General features: G+C 64.1%; 17 protein-coding genes. 7 read left to right on the top strand and 10 right to left on the bottom strand.

From position 1 onward, the window contains the following. Positions 1 to 105 precede the first annotated feature (105 nt). Positions 106 to 978 (top strand): Hint domain-containing protein, encoded by an 873-nt coding sequence (locus BKY26_RS06945; protein WP_071689674.1) that lies wholly within the window; start codon positions 106 to 108, stop codon positions 976 to 978. Positions 979 to 1015: 37 nt separating this feature from the next. Here BKY26_RS06945 and BKY26_RS06940 read toward each other — a convergent pair whose 3' ends face one another. Together BKY26_RS06940 and BKY26_RS06935 are read right to left on the bottom strand one after the other, a co-directional pair. Continuing rightward, positions 1016 to 1477 (bottom strand): DNA polymerase III subunit chi, encoded by a 462-nt coding sequence (locus tag BKY26_RS06940; RefSeq protein ID WP_071689673.1) that lies wholly within the window; start codon positions 1475 to 1477, stop codon positions 1016 to 1018. A 6-nt stretch (positions 1478 to 1483) separates the two neighbouring features. Further along, on the bottom strand, positions 1484 to 2953 hold the full coding sequence (locus tag BKY26_RS06935; RefSeq protein WP_071689672.1) for a leucyl aminopeptidase: 1470 nt from the start codon (positions 2951 to 2953) through the stop codon (positions 1484 to 1486). 138 nt (positions 2954 to 3091) lie between these two features. Here BKY26_RS06935 and lptF point away from each other — a divergent pair, with 138 nt between their 5' ends. The 6 genes from lptF (at position 3092) to rsmA (ending at position 10647) form a co-directional block, all read left to right on the top strand. Beyond that, a complete protein-coding gene (gene lptF, locus BKY26_RS06930) occupies positions 3092 to 4222 on the top strand; it encodes an LPS export ABC transporter permease LptF (RefSeq protein ID WP_245764434.1) in 1131 nt (376 codons plus the stop codon). Next, on the top strand, positions 4219 to 5313 hold the full coding sequence (gene lptG, locus BKY26_RS06925) for an LPS export ABC transporter permease LptG (protein WP_071689671.1): 1095 nt from the start codon (positions 4219 to 4221) through the stop codon (positions 5311 to 5313). Before lptF ends, lptG begins: the two co-directional genes overlap by 4 nt. Beyond that, positions 5310 to 7439, top strand: coding sequence for an LPS-assembly protein LptD (locus tag BKY26_RS06920; protein ID WP_071689670.1), 2130 nt, complete (start codon positions 5310 to 5312; stop codon positions 7437 to 7439). Before lptG ends, BKY26_RS06920 begins: the two co-directional genes overlap by 4 nt. A 35-nt stretch (positions 7440 to 7474) precedes the next feature. Next, positions 7475 to 8713: a peptidylprolyl isomerase gene (locus tag BKY26_RS06915; RefSeq protein WP_158514310.1), complete on the top strand. Its 1239-nt coding sequence runs from the start codon at positions 7475 to 7477 to the stop codon at positions 8711 to 8713. Next, positions 8710 to 9702, top strand: coding sequence for a 4-hydroxythreonine-4-phosphate dehydrogenase PdxA (pdxA, locus tag BKY26_RS06910; protein ID WP_071689668.1), 993 nt, complete (start codon positions 8710 to 8712; stop codon positions 9700 to 9702). The genes BKY26_RS06915 and pdxA overlap by 4 nt, the downstream gene beginning before the upstream one ends. A gap of 102 nt (positions 9703 to 9804) precedes the next feature. Beyond that, a complete protein-coding gene (gene rsmA / locus BKY26_RS06905; RefSeq protein WP_071689667.1) occupies positions 9805 to 10647 on the top strand; it encodes a 16S rRNA (adenine(1518)-N(6)/adenine(1519)-N(6))-dimethyltransferase RsmA in 843 nt (280 codons plus the stop codon). A 3-nt stretch (positions 10648 to 10650) separates the two neighbouring features. Here the strand turns inward: rsmA and BKY26_RS06900 are convergent, their stop codons facing one another. The 8 genes from BKY26_RS06900 to BKY26_RS06865 all read right to left on the bottom strand — a co-directional run. Then, positions 10651 to 11223: a DUF4167 domain-containing protein gene (locus tag BKY26_RS06900; protein ID WP_071689666.1), complete on the bottom strand. Its 573-nt coding sequence runs from the start codon at positions 11221 to 11223 to the stop codon at positions 10651 to 10653. Positions 11224 to 11519: 296 nt separating this feature from the next. Then, the gene (prmC, locus tag BKY26_RS06895) at positions 11520 to 12365 is read right to left on the bottom strand and encodes a peptide chain release factor N(5)-glutamine methyltransferase (RefSeq protein ID WP_227434958.1); all 846 of its coding nucleotides are present in this window, start codon (positions 12363 to 12365) and stop codon (positions 11520 to 11522) included. Then, complete coding sequence (gene prfA, locus BKY26_RS06890) at positions 12362 to 13417, bottom strand: peptide chain release factor 1 (protein ID WP_071689665.1); 1056 nt, start codon at positions 13415 to 13417, stop codon at positions 12362 to 12364. The genes prmC and prfA overlap by 4 nt, the downstream gene beginning before the upstream one ends. A 32-nt stretch (positions 13418 to 13449) precedes the next feature. Then, positions 13450 to 13905, bottom strand: coding sequence for a DUF1499 domain-containing protein (locus tag BKY26_RS06885; RefSeq protein ID WP_071689664.1), 456 nt, complete (start codon positions 13903 to 13905; stop codon positions 13450 to 13452). A 288-nt stretch (positions 13906 to 14193) separates the two neighbouring features. Then, positions 14194 to 15354 carry an acetate/propionate family kinase gene (locus tag BKY26_RS06880; RefSeq protein WP_071689663.1) on the bottom strand — a complete coding sequence of 387 codons (1161 nt, stop codon included), beginning with the start codon at positions 15352 to 15354 and terminating at the stop codon, positions 14194 to 14196. Beyond that, positions 15351 to 16727: a bifunctional enoyl-CoA hydratase/phosphate acetyltransferase gene (locus tag BKY26_RS06875; RefSeq protein WP_071689662.1), complete on the bottom strand. Its 1377-nt coding sequence runs from the start codon at positions 16725 to 16727 to the stop codon at positions 15351 to 15353. Before BKY26_RS06875 ends, BKY26_RS06880 begins: the two co-directional genes overlap by 4 nt. A 115-nt stretch (positions 16728 to 16842) precedes the next feature. Next, a complete protein-coding gene (locus BKY26_RS06870; protein WP_071689661.1) occupies positions 16843 to 17607 on the bottom strand; it encodes a LamB/YcsF family protein in 765 nt (254 codons plus the stop codon). Positions 17608 to 17610: 3 nt separating this feature from the next. After that, positions 17611 to 18167: 5-oxoprolinase subunit C family protein (locus BKY26_RS06865; protein ID WP_483869887.1), on the bottom strand; the 557-nt coding region annotated here is incomplete at its 5' end.

Below are 18167 nucleotides of genomic sequence, written 5' to 3'. Positions count from 1 at the left end.
AGCCTGAATGAGCAGGCAGCCGGCAATTTTCGCCGACCAACTCGCCATAGACACAACAAAACCGAAGGGGGGCTCCCTTCACGCAACGCTATGGGGAGATAAGAAATGGGTGACTTCACCTACATTCAGAATATCAACTATTTTAACCTTGCCAGTCCGATTTCTGGTGGTACCGGAACTGTCACCGATCTGGACAATGACGACGAATTCGATCCTTTGGACGATGACGGTAATGGCTGGCTCTTCGCTGGGACCTTGGTGATCAATGGTGTTACGATGCCGGTCTTTACCAGCAACGGCGGTTTTCCGAGTACATTTCAGCAAATCTACAATCCCGGCCCGACACCCGTAACCTTTCCCGCAACGCTCGACAGCTCGATCACCTCAACCTTCACGGCGGCAAATTTCGCGTTCTGTTTCGCGGCAGGCACCGGCATTAAAACGCCCAAGGGCGAGGTTATGGTCGAGGCGCTGGCGATCGGCGATCTTGTCCTGACCGCAGAAGGCGCATCAGTGCCGGTCAAGTGGATCGGGCGGCAGACCGTGTTCCCGATGTTCGGCCCCGCCGAGCGGTTGACGCCGGTGCGTATTGCGGCGGGTTCCTTGGGCGATGGCCTGCCGCATACCGACCTGACGGTGACCGCCGACCACGGGATGCTGGTCGATGGTGTGATATGCCACGCGGGCGCGCTCGTGAATGGCGAGGGCATCACGCGGGTGCCGCTTGCTGAGTTGGGAGAGACCTATACCGTCTATCACATCGAAACCGAAGCGCACGAAATCATCCTCGCCAATGGCGCGCCTGCCGAGACCTTCATCGACAACGTCTCGCGCCGGGTCTTTGACAATTATGCCGAGTTCGAAGCGCTCTACGGAGACGTGCCGGAGATGGAGGAACTGACCTACCCTCGCGCGATGAGCGCGCGGCAGGTGCCGGAAAGGATCTGGGCAAAGCTGGTTGGAAAGGCCGTGGCCTGACGCGGAGCCGGAAGGATCAAAAACGCGCCCTTCTGCGTCAGCTCGTTTCCGCCTTCTTCTCCCACCTGCCACCCTCTTCGGACCAGTATTGCGCGGCACAGCCCGCGCCTGTCAGCGCTTTCCATTGGGTGCGGGCATGGGCCACGGCTTCGCTATTGCCGCCATCAAAGAGGATGCAGACCCGGTCGAGGCGCTGCACCTCGTCGGGGCTGACCTCGGCCCCCTCCACGCTCATCAGGCAGGCGGCCCCGTTGGAGATATCTGCCCCGCTGCACAACAATACCGGCTGATCGGCATCATGCGGCCCGCCCGCGCGGCCATGGGGCAGGAAGCCCTCCTCGGGGCGCAGCCATAGCAGCTCGTCCAACCGGTCGAGAAATGCATCCGAGCGGCCCCGGACCACCACCCTCCAGCCCACTTGCAGCGACTTGGCCGCAAGGGTCTGCACGGTCGTCTCGGCGCTGGACCGGGTCAAGTGGTAGAAATAGGCCGCGCCCATGGGGGGTTACTCCGCCTCGTAGCCATCGCGGATCATCCGGTCGAGCGCCATGACGCCCCAACCGGTCGCGCCCTTGGGCGCCAGCGCCGTATCCGCCTTGACGCTGGCCACACCTGCAATGTCGAGGTGAATCCAAGGGGTTTCATCCTTCACAAAACGTTGCAGGAACTGCGCCGCGGTGATCGAGCCCGCAGGACGGCCGCCCACATTCTTCATATCCGCCACATGGGATTTCAGCATCTTGTCATAGGCATCGCCGAGAGGCATGCGCCAAGCGCCCTCTCCTTCCGCGCCAGCTGCCTTCAGGAAGCTGTTGCAGAACCCGTCATCATTGGAAAACACGCCCGCGTTTTCATGCCCCAACCCGATGATGATCGCGCCGGTGAGCGTGGCGAGGTCCACCATGCCGGTAGGCTGGAAGCGGTCTTGCGCATACCACATGATATCGCAGAGGACGAGCCGCCCTTCGGCATCGGTGTTGATCACCTCGATCGTGTCGCCCTTCATGGACCGCACCACGTCGCCGGGCCGCTGCGCGCGCCCGTCGGGCATGTTTTCCACGAGGCCCACGACGCCCACGACATTGGCCTTGGCCTTGCGCAGCGCCAGCGCGCGCATGACGCCCGAGACGACGCCCGCGCCGCCCATATCCATGGTCATGTCTTCCATGCCGCCGGCCGGTTTCAGGCTGATGCCACCGGTGTCGAAAACAACACCCTTGCCGATCAGTGCCAGCGGGGCCTCGTCCCCGCCGCCCTTCCACTGCATAACCACAACCTTGGAGGGGCTTTCGGACCCCTGCCCCACGGCCAGCAGCGCCCGCATACCGAGTGTTTCCAGCTCTGCTTCGTCGAGGATCTCCACCTCCAGCCCCAGATCGGCCATCGCGGCGAGACGCGCGGCGAACTCTTCGGTGGTCAGCACGTTGGACGGCTCGCTCACCAGATCGCGGGTGAAAAAGACGCCCTCGGCCACGGCGGTCATGGGCGCGGCTTCGGCGGACACGTCCTCGGGCTTACTGACAAGGAACAAGGCCCCTTCGCCGATGGAAGGGTCACCGGTCTTGTGATCGGTGAATTCATAGGCCCGCATCGTCAGTCCGAAAGACATGTCAGCGGCCCGGTGGAACGCCCCGGCGGCCACGGTCAGCGCCGCCTTGCCCTTGGCCTTGGCCAGTTCGGCCCCGGCGCGACGCGCCTCTTCGACACTGACCCGGCGGGGAAGCTTGACGACCAGCAGCGCCTCGGCGGCGAGGCCGGTCGGAAAGCCCAGAGACACGCAATCGCCCGTCTTGGCCTTGTCCCAGGCGTCCGACTCGGCCAGACGCACCAAAGCCCCCTTGGTCAGCCGGTTCACCCGGCGCGCAGACTGGTCGAGCTTGCCATCGGGGGTGACGATCACCGCCAGCTTGCCTTCGGCGCCTGCCAGCGCATCGAGGTCGGTTTCAGAGAAGGAAATGGCAATCGGCGTGGTCATGTGGGAACCTCTGGAATTGGATGTTGTTGCAACACTAGAACTAGTGGGCAGGCTTGACCAGATATGCCTGTCCTTGTGGCTGCGATTGGATTAAGACCTTGGTTACTGGGGTTGTTAAGAGCTTGATTTCGGGGGGCGATGAACGTGGGACGCTATGACCGGTATATCCTGTCACAGCTTCTGGCGCTGTTCAGCTTCTTCAGCCTTGTGCTGGTCTCGGTCTACTGGGTCAACCGGGCCGTGGGCCTGTTCGACAGGCTGATCGGCGACGGGCAATCCTTGCGGGTTTTCCTAGAGTTTTCCGCCCTTTCCCTGCCACAGATCATCTTTCTCGTGCTGCCGGTCTCGGCCTTTGTGGCAGCGATCTATGTCACCAACCGGATGATTTCGGAAAGTGAGCTTGTGGTGATGCAGACCGCGGGTTGCTCGGCCCTTAGGCTTCTGCGTCCGGTCTGGGTGTTCGGTGTCGTGGCCGCGCTGCTTCTGGCGATTCTGGCGCATTACCTTGTGCCCGCCGCCCGTGGCCAGCTCATGAACCGGTCGGTGGAGGTGTCTCAGGACATGACCGGCAGGCTTCTGCGGGAAGGCGAGTTCATCCACCCCACGGATGGGCTGACCGTCTACATCCGCGAGATCACCGAACTGGGCGAGTTTCGCGACGTGTTCCTGCAAGACAGGTCAACGCCCGATGTGGAAACGACCTATACCGCCCGGCGCGCGCTGCTGGTCTCGTCAGAGGCCGGCCCCCGGCTGGTGATGTTCGAGGGGGTGGCGCAGACCGTGCAGGCCGAAGGGCAGCGCCTGTCCATCGTCGAATTCGACGATTTCACCTATGACATTGCTGGGCTGATCGAAACGCCGGAGACGCGCACACTGCATATCCGGGAACTGTCCACCCCGGTGCTGCTGTTTGCGCCGCGTGCCTTTGCAGAGGCGCAGGGCTCGACGCTTGCCGAGTTCCGCTTCTCGGGTCATGACCGGCTTGCCCGCCCCATCTTCGCGCTGTTCGTGCCGGTGATCGCAGCTGCGACCCTGATGCTCGGCGCGTTCTCGCGCTTTGGCATCTGGCCGCAGATCCTTTTGGCCATCGCGTTGATCATTCCCCTGCAGATGATCTGGAACGTGGCTGAAAGCGTCGGGATGCGGCAGGACGGCATGGCTTGGCTGGCCTATCTGCAACCGGCAGCGGCCGGAGCCATTGCCGCGCTGATGATCGCGCTGGCCCTGCGAGGCCACCGGCGCCCGCGCCGACAGGAGGCCGCGGCATGATCCTGCATCTGTATATCGCCCGCAGGTTCCTGCGCTCGTTCCTGATCGTGCTGGCGGTCTTCGTCGCCATTCTGCTGCCGATCGACCTTGCCGAACAGCTGCGCGCGATCGGGGAAAGCAATGCGGGGCTAGGCGCGGCGTTCAATCTGGCGCTGCTGAACCTGCCCGGCACGCTCTACCGGATGCTGCCGCTGTTCATTATCCTGGCAACGCTCGTTCTGTTCCTGTCCCTGGCGCGCACGTCCGAGCTTGTGGTCATACGGGCCTCGGGCCGGTCTGCCCTGCATTCGGCCCTGTCGCCGGTGATGATGTCGCTTGTGATCGGAATCCTCGGACTGCTGGTCATCAATCCGCTCGTCGCCGCAACCGAGCGGCAATACGAGATCTCCATGTCGCGCTACCAGAGCGGCGAAAACCGAACCCTGTCCGTGTCTGGCGAAGGGCTGTGGCTGCGCCAGGGCAGCCAGTTCGGCCAGACCGTGATCCGCGCGGCGCGCGCCAATTCCGATGGCACGTCGCTTTTCGAAACCAGTTTCTTTGTCTTCGACCCCGACGGGTTGGCGCAAAGTCGCATTGACGCGGACTCCGCTATTCTGACGGATGGGGCATGGACGCTGACCGATGCCAAGCTCTGGCCGCTAGGACAGGCCAACCCCGAGGCGGAGGCCACCAGCCATGAAACCTTCACCCTGCCCTCCACCCTGACCCGCGATCAGATCCGCGACAGTTTCGGCCGCCCCACGACGATTCCGATCTACGAACTGCCCCGGTTCATCTCGCAACTGCGCACGGCGGGCTTTGCCGCCCTGCAACACCGCATGTGGTTCATGAGTGAATTGGCCAATCCCCTGCTTCTCGCCGCGATGGTTCTGATTGGCGCGAGCTTCACGATGAGGCATACACGTTTTGGGAAAACGGGGATGATGGTGCTATTCGCATTGCTGGTGGGATTCGGGCTGTTCTTCCTGCGCAATTTCGCGCAGGTTCTGGGGGAAACCGGCCAGTTGCCGGTGGCCGTCGCGGCATGGACTCCACCGATCGCGGCGATTCTGCTGTCGCTTGGAATTCTCTTGCATACGGAGGACGGATGATGCGGATCGGCGCGTTTCTTCTGTCCCTGATCCTGCTGGCAAGCCCGCTGGCCGCGCAAACGCGCGCCATTCCCGCGACGCTGATCGCCGACGACATCCGCTTTTCCGGCGCAACCACCTCGGTCACCGCCAGCGGCAATGTCGAGATCTTCTACAACGGGGTCAGGCTGCGCGCGGGCCGGATTGTCTATGATGGCACCGCGGATCGCGTGACCGTGGAAGGCCCGATCACCCTGACCGAAGACAGCGGCCGCAGCATCGTCTTCGCCGATTTCGCCGAGCTTTCGGCCGATTTGCAAAACGGTGTGCTACAATCCGCCCGGCTGGTTCTGGACCGGCAGTTGCAGATTGCCGCGACCCAAATCAACCGGGTCGACGGGCGCTACACGCAAATGTACCAGACCGTCGCATCGTCCTGCGAAGTCTGCGCCGCCAACCCGGTGCCGCTGTGGCAGATCCGGGCGCGTCGGATCATCCATGATCAGCAGGAACAACAGCTCTATTTCGAAGATGCCCAGTTCCGGGCGCTCGGTGTGCCGATTGCATGGTTCCCGCGTCTGCGGCTGCCCGATCCGACGCTGGAACGCGCCACCGGCTTTCTGACCCCGACCATTCGCGCGTCGAACCAGTTGGGCACCGGCATTCGCCTGCCCTATTTCATCGAGTTGGGCGATCACGCGGACCTGACCGTCACGCCCTATATCACCGCAGGCGACAGCCAGACACTTGAGGCCCGGTTTCGCCGGGCGTTCGAGAACGGATTTGTCGAACTGAACGGGGCTGTCAGCTGGGATGACCTGTCGGTGGACTCGTCCCGATCCTACGTCTTTGCAGAGGGGTGGTTCGACCTGCCGCGCGATTTCCGGCTGGAGTTCACCTACGAAACCGTCTCGGATCCGGATTACCTGTTGACGTATGGCTATAGCGAGGAAGACAGCCTGAACACGGGCGTGACCCTCAGCCGGGCCGATCGCAACGAGTATATCGGCATTTCCGCCAACCGGTTCCGGTCCCTGCGGGAGGGCGACAACAATTTCACCCTGCCCACCCTGACCCTTGATGCGGAGGTAACGGAACGCTTCAGCCCCGCCGGGCTTGGGGGCATTGCAACGGTCGGCATGTCCACGCACAGCCATGCCCGCCGGTCGGATGCCGATATCGACGGGCGCGATGTGGCGCGGCTCAGCTTCGATGCCAATTGGCGGCGCGACTGGATCTTGCCCGCCGGCATTCTGGCGGCGGTCGAGGCGCAATGGCAGGGGGATGTCTACAATATCAGCCAGGACTCCACCTATGACGACACCATCACCCGCTCGACGCCCTATCTTGCGGCCGAGTTGCGCTGGCCCCTGGCGCGGGCGAATTCGGCAGGGGTGACGCATCTTCTGGAACCGGTGCTGCAATATGTCTGGGCCCCTGACACGCAACCTGCCCTGCCCAATGAAGATGGGCGCGTGGTGGAATTCGACGAGGGCAACCTGTTCTCGCTCAACCGCTTTCCCGGCGCCGACGGACAGGAACTGGGGCCGCGCCTGGCCTATGGGCTGTCCTATACCCGCAACGATCCGCTTGGCTGGTCGCTTGGGGTGACAGTCGGGCAGGTCTTGCGCGAACGCGATCATGCGCAATTCACCCAAGGATCGGGGCTGGACGGGACGCAATCCGATTTCATGCTATCCACTAGCCTCGGGATCGGCAATTCGCTGACCCTGATGAACCGCGCCCTGTTCAGCGAGTCCTTCAATATCAGCTCGAATGAATTCGCCCTGATGTGGGAGGAGGAGCAGTTCGATCTTGCCTCTTCGATCACCTGGCTGGAAGCAGATCCCGCCGAGGGCCGCCCTCAGGACATGGCGGAATGGGCCTTTGACGCCAGCTATGATTTCGACAATGCCTGGGCCGCGACAGTGGACTGGCGCTATGATTTCGAGGCCAACGAGCCCACAAGGGCGGGATTGAGCCTGATCTACGCAACCGAGTGCGTGGACGTGGAGTTTTCTCTCTCGCGTCGGTTCACGACCTCGGCTACGTTGCCCTCAGCCACCGATATCGGATTGACTGTGGCATTGAACGGTTTCGGCGCGTCCCGCGACGGGCGCAGCTATGACCGAAGCTGCCACAGGTGACCGGAACGCCGGACGAAAGAATGACGCATATGACCATGACGACCCAAGCAGACAGACCCCGCATCGCAGGCCCCCTGAAAACCCTGACCGCAGCGCTTGCCCTGTCCCTTGCCGCGTTGACACCGGCCACGGCGCAAAGCCCGTTTTCGGCGGCTGTGACCGTGAATGACCAGATCGTCACGCACTACGAAATCACGCAGCGGGTGCTGTTTCTCGAAGCTCTGAACGCACCCGGCGACTTGCAGGAAGAGGCGCGCGAAGCCCTGATCAACGAACGCCTGCAACGCGAAGTCGGCGAGCGGTTCGGCATGCTCGCCAGCATCGACGATATCGAAGAGGGCATGGCCGAATTCGCGGGCCGCGCCAACATGAACACCGAGGCCTTTCTGGGCGCCTTGCAGAACGAGGGGATTTCGCCGGAAACCTTCCGCGATTTCGTGGCGGCCGGGATCACCTGGCGCAATATCGTGCGCGCCCGTTTTGGCCCCCGCGCACAGGTCACCGAGGAAGAGATCGACCGGGCGCTGACCCTGTCCGCATCCGATGGCGGCGCACAGATCAATGTCGCCGAGCTCGTGGTGCCGATCACCCCGGAAAACGCCGATCAGATCCGCGCCGACATTGCCCGCCTGGCGCGGGAACTCGATGGCTCGATCGGGGCCTTTTCGGAAGCCGCCCGCGCCTATTCCGCTGCGGCAACGGGCCGTCAGGGTGGCGGCCTTGGCTGGCGCCCCCTGTCCGCGATCCCGCCGCAACTGCGCGCGATCCTTCTGCCGATGAATGTGGGCGACGTGACAGACCCAGTGCCGCTTGGACCTGCCATCGCGATTTTCCAGCTGCGCGGGCTGGACGAGACCGGGTTCGTATCGCCAGAGGTGATGGCGGTCGAATATGCCGAGGTGCTGATCCCCGGCGGCCACAGCGCCGAGGCCTTGGCCGAGGCGCAGGATCTGCGCGACAGCATCGACACCTGTGACGATCTGAACGGTGTGCGTCCGGGCGGCTTTGAACTTGTTTCCCTGCCGATCGAGGATGTGCCCGGTGATATCTCGCTCGAGCTGACCCGTCTGGATGCCAACGAGGTTTCGACCGGGCTGACCCGCGCGAACGGGACGCAGCTTCTGTTCCTGATGCTCTGCGGCCGGTCCACGGAACTGCCCGAAGGTGGACGCGACGAAGTCCGGCAGGCCCTGTTCCAGCAGCGTCTGGAAAGCTATGCGCAGGGCTATCTGGCCGAACTGCGCGCCGATGCGATCATCGACGAAAACCCATGACCGCGCAGACACTGCCCCCCGTGGCTGTCAGCTGCGGGGAGCCGTCGGGGATCGGCCCGGAAATCATCGTCAAGGCACGTGCCGCGCTTGGGGCGGATCTGCCCTTCTTCGCCATTGGGGATCGGCGTCATTTCGAAGCCTATGGGGCCGTTGACCTGATCTCGGCCCCCGCGGACGCCTTGGGCGTGCCACTTGGACGCCTGCCGCTGCTGGCCCATGATTTTGCCGCAGATGCCGCACCCGGCCAGCCCGACCCGCGTAACGCGCAAGGCGTAATCGACGTGATCGGGAAAGGCGTCGATCTGGTTCGGTCGGGCCAGGCCTCGGCGATCTGTACCGCACCCATCCACAAGAAGGCGCTGAAGGACGGGGCGGGCTTCGCCTTTCCCGGTCACACCGAATTCCTGGCCCAACTTGCGGGTGTGGACCGCGTGGTGATGATGCTGGCCTGCGATGCCCTGCGGGTGGTGCCGGTCACGATCCACATCGCGCTGGCCGATGTTCCCGAGGCGCTGACACCGGAGCTTCTGGCCGATACGATTCGCGTCACACATGCGGCGCTGATCCGCGATTTCGGGCTGGAGGCCCCGCGATTGGCGGTGGCAGGTCTCAATCCCCATGCGGGTGAAGGCGGCACCATGGGGGTCGAGGAGATGGCAGTCATCACCCCGGTGCTGGACATGCTGCGCACCGAAGGGATGCGGATTTCGGGGCCTGCCTCTGCCGACACCATGTTCCACGCGGGCGCGCGGGCGGGCTATGATGCGGCGATTGCCATGTATCACGATCAGGCACTCATTCCGATCAAGACGCTGGATTTCGCGGGCGGCGTGAATGTGACGCTTGGACTGCCTTTCATCCGCACCTCGCCCGATCACGGGACGGCGTTCGATATCGCCGGGCGCGGCATGGCGGATCCGGCCAGCATGATCGCTGCGCTGCGTATGGCGCGCGACATGGCCCTTGCCCGGGCGGGAGGCGCGGTATGAGGCAGGTTGGAGGGGGCGCTGCCCCCGTCGCTACGCGACTCCCCCGAGGTATTTTTGCCAAGCTGAAAGGGGGCGCGCGCGTTAACCTTAATGGAGTGTTGCATGGCCACGATTGACGGGCTGCCGCCGCTGCGCGAGGTGATCGCGACCCATGGGCTGAGTGCCCGCAAGGCGCTTGGGCAGAACTTCCTGCTGGATCTGAACCTGACCGCGAAGATTGCCCGCGCGGCGGGGGACCTGACCGGCTGCGATGTGCTGGAGGTGGGGCCCGGCCCCGGCGGCCTCACGCGCGGGTTGCTGGCCGAAGGCGCGCGGCGGGTGGTGGCCATCGAGAAGGATGCGCGGTGTTTGCCGGCGCTGGCCGAGATTTCGGCGGCCTATCCCGGTCAGCTGGAGGTTTTGAACGAAGACGCGTTGCAGGTCGATTGGGCCGCGCATCTGAGCCCGCCAATCAAGGTTGTCGCCAACCTGCCCTATAATGTGGGCACGGAACTGCTGGTGCGTTGGCTGACCCCGAAGATCTGGCCGCCTGAGTGGCAAAGCCTGACCCTGATGTTTCAGCGCGAAGTGGCGGAGCGGATCGTGGCGCAGCCCGGCGGCAAGGCCTATGGGCGGCTTGCGGTTCTGGCGCAATGGCGCTGCAGCGCAAAGATTGCCCTGACCCTGCCGCCCGAGGCGTTCACGCCACCGCCCAAGGTGCGCTCCGCCGTCGTGCATCTGGAGGCGCTGCCAGAGCCGCGCTTTGCCGCTGATCCCAAGGTTCTGGAACGCGTCGTCGCCGCCGGGTTCAACCAGCGGCGCAAGATGTTGCGGGCGGCTCTGAAGGGGATTGCCCCGGATATCGAGGATCGCATCCTCGCGGCGGGGCTGAAACCCACCGACCGGGCCGAACAGGTCCCGATCGAGGGGTTCTGTGCGCTCGCCCGCCAGGTGGCGGCGGGCTGAGGCTTATTCGGCCGCCTGCGGGCCTTCTTCCGGAGAATTCGGCGCGTCACCCTGCCCCTCCGACGGGGCTTCTGCCGTTTTCTTCGGCGCACGGCGGGTGCGGGGGCGTTTGGGCTTGGGCGCGCTTTCGGGCGTGCTGACCAGGCCGCTGTCGCCCGATGCGGGCACGTCGATCACCTCGCCGAAGGACTTCTGCTCCAGCTTGCTGTCGGGCATGTCTGTGGGCTGGTCCTGCGCGGCCTCATCTTCGCGCGCCTGACGGGCCTCGCGGGCCTGCTGCTGTTGCTGCTGCTGCGCTTCCTGCTCGGCGCGGCGGGCGTCCTGTTCGCGCTGCGCTTCTCCCAGCATCCGCGCGTAATGCTCCGCATGCTGCTGGAAGTTCTCGGCGGCCACCCTGTCATTGGCGAGCTGCGCATCGCGGGTCAGCTGATTGTACTTGTCAATAATCTGCTGCGGCGTCCCACGGACCTTACCCTCGGGGCCGGAACTGTCGAACACGCGGTTGACGATGTTGCCCATGGAGCGGTTGTTGTTGCGATTGCCCTTGGACCGCGAACGGTTTTTAGATGATCTCATGTGTCTGTATCTGTTCCAGTTGTCCTGGTGTCATTGGGATGCGGGACATGCGATGGTCAGGCAATCGGGCCTGTCCGGCTGGACGTTGCAGCTTGCCCCTGCTGTTGCGGTTATCCCTGCTGTTTTCGTCTCGTCTGAGGGTGAACCGCGGGGGCATGGCCTGATGTCCATTCCGCATCCGCTGCCCCTGTGTAACCACGGGTTTCCCGGCAAAACAAGGGCAAACTGCCCCTCTTGCGGTGATTTCCGCCGGGGTTGGCGGAAATATCGCGCAAAATGACGCCATGCGTGCCCGATCAGGCGGGTTTTCTGCCCAGAACCACGCGATCCCTGCCATCAAGATCGGGTCGGACCTGCACCTCTTCAAGCCCTGCCTTGCGGAACATGTCGGCCACCGCGTCCCCCTGGGTCGGGCCGATCTCGACCATCAGCCGACCGCCAAACTTGAGATGCGCAGGGGCATCCCGGGTGATGATGCGGTAGGCGGACAGCCCATCCCCTTCATCGGTCAGTGCCATCCTTGGTTCGTGATGCACCTCGGCGGAGAGGCCCGGCATCTCGTCGAGCGCGATATAGGGCGGGTTGGAGACGATCAGATCGAACTGCCCGCCCACGATTTCCAGCCAGTTGCTGTGCAGAAAGGCAGCCCGCGGCAGGACAGCGTGTTTTTCGGCATTGGCCTCGGCCACCTGCAGCGCGTCGGTCGAGAGATCGGTCGCGATCCCCGTCGCCCGAGGCCGTTCCGCCAGAAGCGTGATCAGGATACAGCCCGATCCGGTGCCGAGGTCCAACACCTCTGAAAAGGGCTCGCTCAGGGCCAGCTCGATCAGGGCCTCCGTGTCCGGGCGCGGGTCCAGAACCTTGTCGGTCACGGTGAAGCGGCGGCCATAGAAATCGCGATAGCCGCGGATATGGGACATGGGCACACCGAAGGAGCGACGGAAGTAGAGACGCCGCGCCTCTTCGAAGACCTCTTGCGCCACCTCGTCCTGCGCCATCAGGGTCAGGCGCGCAGGGTCTGCCCCCATGGCATGGGCCAGCAGCATCCGCAACTCGGACATGGGCAGGTCGGCGCCGTCATACTCCATCTCGGATTTCAGCGCGCGAAGGGCGGTGGTCACGGTTAGGGGGGCGTCGCTCACCCCTCCATCTCCGCCAGCATCCGGGCCTGATCATCGGAGATCAGGGCGTCGATCAGCTCATCCAGATCGCCCTGCATGACCTGGTCGAGCTTGTAGAGCGTCAGGTTGATGCGGTGATCGGTGATGCGCCCTTGCGGGAAATTATAGGTTCGGATGCGTTCGGAGCGGTCGCCGGAGCCCACCTGCGCCTTGCGGTCGGCGGCGCGTTCATCGGCGGCTTTCTGGCGTTCCAGATCAAACAGCCGGGCACGCAGGACCGACATGGCAATCTCTCGGTTGCGGTGCTGCGATTTCTCGGAACTCGTCACCACGATACCCGACGGAATATGGGTGATCCGCACGGCGGAGTCGGTGGTGTTGACGTGCTGCCCCCCTGCCCCGCTGGCGCGCATCGTGTCGATGCGGATGTCCTGCGCGGGAATGTCGATATCGACCTCTTCGGCCTCGGGCAGCACAGCGACGGTGGCGGCAGAGGTGTGAATACGCCCGCCCGATTCCGTGGTTGGCACCCGTTGTACCCGATGCACGCCGGATTCGTATTTCAGCCGGGCAAAGACGCCCTCGCCGGTCACATGGGCCACGACCTCCTTGATGCCGCCAAGCTCGGTCAGTTGCTGTTCGATGATCTCCAGCTTCCAGCCGCGCGCATCGGCGTAGCGTTCATACATGCGCAGCAGGTCACCGGCGAACAGCGCCGCCTCATCGCCACCGGTGCCGGGGCGGATTTCCACCATCGCCGGGCGGGCATCTGCGGCGTCCTTGGGCAAGAGTGCCAGTTGCAGGGCTTTCTCGGCCTCGGGCAGCGCATCGCGCAGATGCGGCAACTCCTCCTCCGCCAGTTCCGCCATGTCGGGGTCGTCCAGCATCGCCTCGGCCTCGGCAATGTCGGTCAGGATCCGGCGATAGGCGGCGATCTGGTCCACGACCGGTTTGAGGTCCGAATACTCTCGGCTGATCGCCGCGATCTCATCGGCGGCGGGACCGGCATTCAGCCGGGCTTCGAGAAACTCGAACCGTTCGGTGATCTGGGTCAGGCGATCTGCGGGCAACATGACAGGCGGTGTGGCGCGGGGCGCGCGCGCCGTCAAGGGGCTAGCGCTGCCTCCAGCCGCTCCATCCAGCGGGTGACGCGGGCCGCATTCACCCCGGCATCGCCGTAGCCGAAGCGGGACCGGGAGAACACCTCGACCCGCGTTCCATCCCCTTCCGGGCTGAGCCGGATGGAAATCGCATCGGGATAGCCCATGATCCGGCTTCGCTGCACATAGGTCACCAGCCCATCCTCCGCCCTGCCCGCAAGGCGCGACACGCGCGGGGCCGTGGCCAGGACGCGATCCAGGGCATCTGAGACGGCTTCGGGGGATGCTTGAAGCATCAATGGCGGGGCGTCCCCGTCGCTGCCCCTTAGAAGATAGGCATTCGGCGTGCGGGGCCGTTCCGCCGTTGACGGGTCCAAATGCCACCGCTCGACCGACATGGGAGAAAGCCGGATATAGAGCAGCAGGGCAACGGGCAGCAGGAGCAATAGCAGGTAGCGCATCTTCCATAGATGGGGCGGCGCGCCGAATTTGCAAAGGTGACGCGGCGCAAGCCGCGCCCTGATTTCAAGGCTCTTCCCGCGCGGCACTGACGACGCTCAAAGACCATCGCATAAAGGGTAACACTGGTTAAGGTTAACGCCGGTTAGGGTGAACGCTTTTTGAAGCGCAGTCCCAAGATGGGTCGGGCTGCGCGTCAATAGCGAGGATTGGCAGCGGGCGGTGTCAAACGGGGCGAGGTTCGGCAAAGCAACCCCCGATGCAGACGCACACAGCGGGCAGGTCTCTGGTCACTCAGCAATCAACGCCTTGGTTGACCGGGCGATCACGCTTTCTTCATCCGTCGGCAGGACCAGGATCGGCACCCGACCGGCATCAATCACGGTCGCATTGGCTGCATTGGCGGCGGGGTCCAGGTCCAGCCCCAGAAACCCGAGCCGCTCCAGCGCACGCGCCCGGATCGGGGCCGCGTTTTCACCCACGCCCCCCGTGAACACCAACGCATCCACCCCGGCAAGCACGGCGGCCATCGCCCCGATTTCCCGGGCCAGCCGGGCACAGTAATAGCCAATCGCCTCCTCCGCCTCCGGCACATCCGACGCCAGGAGTTCCCGCATGTCATGGCTGATCCCGGACAGACCCAGCATCCCGCTTTCCTTGTAAAGAAGCCGGGTCAGGTCGTCATAGCCCATCCCCTCTTCTTTCATCAGGTAAAGCAGAACGCCCGGATCGACCTGCCCGGGCCGCGTACCCATGCACAGCCCCTCCAGCGCCGAAAACCCCATGGTGGACGAGATCGAGCGCCCGTTTTCGATGCCGCACAGCGAGGCCCCGTTTCCCAGATGGGCGACGATCACCTTGCCTCTGGCCAGATCCGGGTAATTACGCGCCATCTTGCCCGCAATGAAATCGTAACTCAGCCCGTGGAACCCGTAGCGGCGCACGCCCTGATCGTAATAGCGGCGCGGCAATGCGAAGAGGTCATGCACCCGCGGATGCCCCCGATGGAAGGCGGTGTCGAAGGCCCCCACCTGCACCGCATCCGGGAAGGCCGCGCGGGCCGCGTGGACGGCCGCAAGGTTATGGGGTTGATGCAGCGGGGCGAGCGGTTTCAGCGTTTCCAGATAGTCCAGCAGGGCGGCATCCAGCACGCGGGGGCCGTCGATCTCGGGTCCGCCATGGACGATGCGATGTCCGACCCCGAGGACAGGCCGGCTGGCCAGAAACGGCTCCAACGCGGTCAGGATGGCAGAGACCCCCGCGACATGGTCGGTCTTGCCGAGCGCGGTGCTGATTTTCGCGCCGCCTTCCGGTTTCAGAACCAGCCGGGCATCCGGGCCGATGGCGTCGACCATGCCAGAGGCTTCCAGAGCCGGTGCCGCCAAGGCCCCGTAAAGCGCGAACTTGATCGAGCTGGACCCGGCGTTGAGGGTCAGGATCACGCCGGTCATGTCAGGCTTTCCGCGTAAAGCGCAGCCACCGCGCAGGAGGCCAGCCGCGCCTTGTCGTCATCGGCGCGGGAATTGAGGATCACCGGAACCTGCGCCCCCATCACCACGCCCGCGGCTTCGGCATGGGCGAGGAAGCTCAGCTCCTTGGCGATCATGTTGCCCGCTTCGAGGTTGGGGGCCAGCAGGATATCGGCATGTCCCGCAACCAGCCCGGTGATGCCCTTGGTGCGTGCGGCCTCCAGATCAATTGCATTGTCCATGGCCAGAGGCCCGTCGACCAACCCGCCGGTGATCTGGCCCCGGTCGGCCATCTTTGACAGCACAGCAGCATCCAGCGTCGAGGGGATGGAGGGCGTCACCGTTTCCACCGCCGACAACACCCCCACCTTGGGCTGTACGATGCCAAGCGACAGGGCAAGATCAATCGCGTTCTGACAGATCGACACCTTGCAATCGAGATCGGGCGAGATGTTGATCGCCGCATCGGTCACGAACAGAAGATGATCGAGCCCCGGCACATCCATCACGAAGACATGGCTGAGGCGGCGATTGGTGCGCAGCCCGCCCTCTTTTTTCAGGATCGCGTGCAGCAGCTGATCGGTATGCAGATGCCCCTTCATCAGCGCCTTGGCCCGGCCTTCGTGGATCAGGGCCACAGCGCGCAAAGCGGCAGCGCGGTTGTCTGGCACGTCGATGATCTCGATGCCGGTCAGATCCGCGCCAAGCTCCTCCGCTGCCGCAGCGATCTTCTTCGCGCAGCCGACAAAGACGGGATCAATCAGCGTATGGTCCCGCGCCAGAAGCGCCCCGTTCAGCGCATCGGGCTTTTCCGGGGCCACAACGGCGGTGGCCAGCGCGGGCAGAGGGGCGGCCAGTTCCAGCAGCCGGTCGAAATGCTGATGCCGCTGCACCGTCAGGGCCGGCACGTCCATGTCATCGAAGCTCATCGGGCGGTCCGGGGCGATCACCTCGGCCCGCCCCTCGCAAATGCGCAGCCCGTCGTTCCGTTCCACCCAGGTGTCGAAACACACCACATTGCCCGGCAGCTTCTCCGCCACCCGCACCTTGGCCACCAGCGTTTCGCCCGCATGGGCGCGGTCAAGGAAGGTCAGCGTCTGGCGTTTATACAGCGTACCCGGACCCGGCAATTGATTGCCCAGAACCGAGGAAATCAGCGCCCCCACCCACATGCCCGGCGCAATCGCCTCGGGCCGTCCGTCACCGTCACCATCCTCGCGCGGCAGATGCATCGGGTTATGATTGCCGCTGGAATTGGCGAAGACATAGAGATCATCCGCCGTGACCAGCCGGGGGGAGGCAGCCTCCATTCCCACCTTGAGCGACTCGTAAGGGGTGTTGGAGAGCGTGGTCATGGGGCTGACCTCCGGGCAGAAGCGCGCACGAGGAGGGGAGCCTCGCGACTCAGGCGCAGGGTGACGATATGGCGGCCATGAAACAGGATCATGACGCAAGGCGACAGGGCCAGTCTCATGCCCCCACTGGGGCCAGTTTGACGCCCTCGGCCTCCAGCCCCGCACGCACCGCGCGGGCAATTTGCAGCGCGGTCTCGTTGTCGCCATGCAGGCAGATCGTGTCGACGCGCGACGGGATCACCTTGCCCGATTCCGCGATGATGGCCCCTGCCTTGACCATCTCGACCATGCGCTTGGCCGCCCGGTCCGCATCATGGATCACCGCGCCGGGCAGGCTGCGGTCCACAAGGGTAGCGTCGTCATTATAGGCCCGGTCGGCGAAGATCTCTCCGGCGTAGGTCGCGCCCAAAGCCTTAACCGCCGGTTCCTGCGCGGTCGAGGCCAGAACGAAGATGATCACATCGGGATCGACCGACAGCGCCGCCTCATAACAGGCGCGGGCCATCTCCTGATCCTCGGAGCACATATTGGACAGCGCCCCGTGCAGCTTGAAATGCCGCACCTCGGCGCCAAGCGCCTTTGCCATGCCCCGGATCGCCCCAAACTGGTAGCGGATGGCGTTTTGCAGGTCTTCGCGGCCCATCTGCATGCGCCGGCGGCCAAATCCCTGAAGATCGGGAAAGCCCGGATGTGCGCCGATGCCGACGCCATTGGCCTGCGCCACCTTGATCGTTTCGGCCATCACGCTAGGGTCACCCGCGTGGAAGCCGCAGGCCACATTGGCCGAGGTCACGACCTTCAGAACCTCGGCATCATTGCCCATGGGCCATGGGCCAAAGCTTTCGCCCATATCGGCGTTCAGATCGACGCGGATGGTCATGGCTCAAGTCTCCTGTTCATGGGTATCATGATGGGCGGAAATCACGCCGCTCACCAGTTGATAGGATAGAAGGTCAGGTATGTCACCGGGATGGCGCACGCGGGGTTCAACACGGGAAGGAAGCGATTTCAGATACTTATCGAGCGACGTTCGCGCGGACAGTGCCTCGTCCAGCGTCACGAAACGAAACCGGATCGGGCTGCCGGGTGCCGCTTGCGCGACCTTGGCCAGATCGGAACTGATCACCGTCGCGATGCGGGGATAGCCGCCCATGGACTGGCATTCGTTGAGCAGCACGAAAGGCGAGCCATCGCCGATCACCTGCACATCGCCGGGCACGATGATCTCCGACAGGATCGCCAGATGCGCATCCGAGGAAAAGCCCGGACCGTCATGGCCCATCCGCGCGCCCATGCGGCTGGCACGGGCATCCTTTTGAAAGGCGGTGGTTTCCAGACGGGCGAGCGTATCGGTGGCGAATTGATCGGTCTGCACCGAGGGGAGGATACGGATTTCACCCCCAGAAAAGCGATCATCGGCGGCAATCATCATGCCCCCCG

The organism is Nioella sediminis (assembly GCF_001879695.1).
In the GTDB taxonomy this organism is placed as follows: domain Bacteria; phylum Pseudomonadota; class Alphaproteobacteria; order Rhodobacterales; family Rhodobacteraceae; genus Nioella; species Nioella sediminis.
Note: the sequence above shows the minus strand (reverse complement) of the source record. Positions and strands in the feature narration are given on the sequence as shown.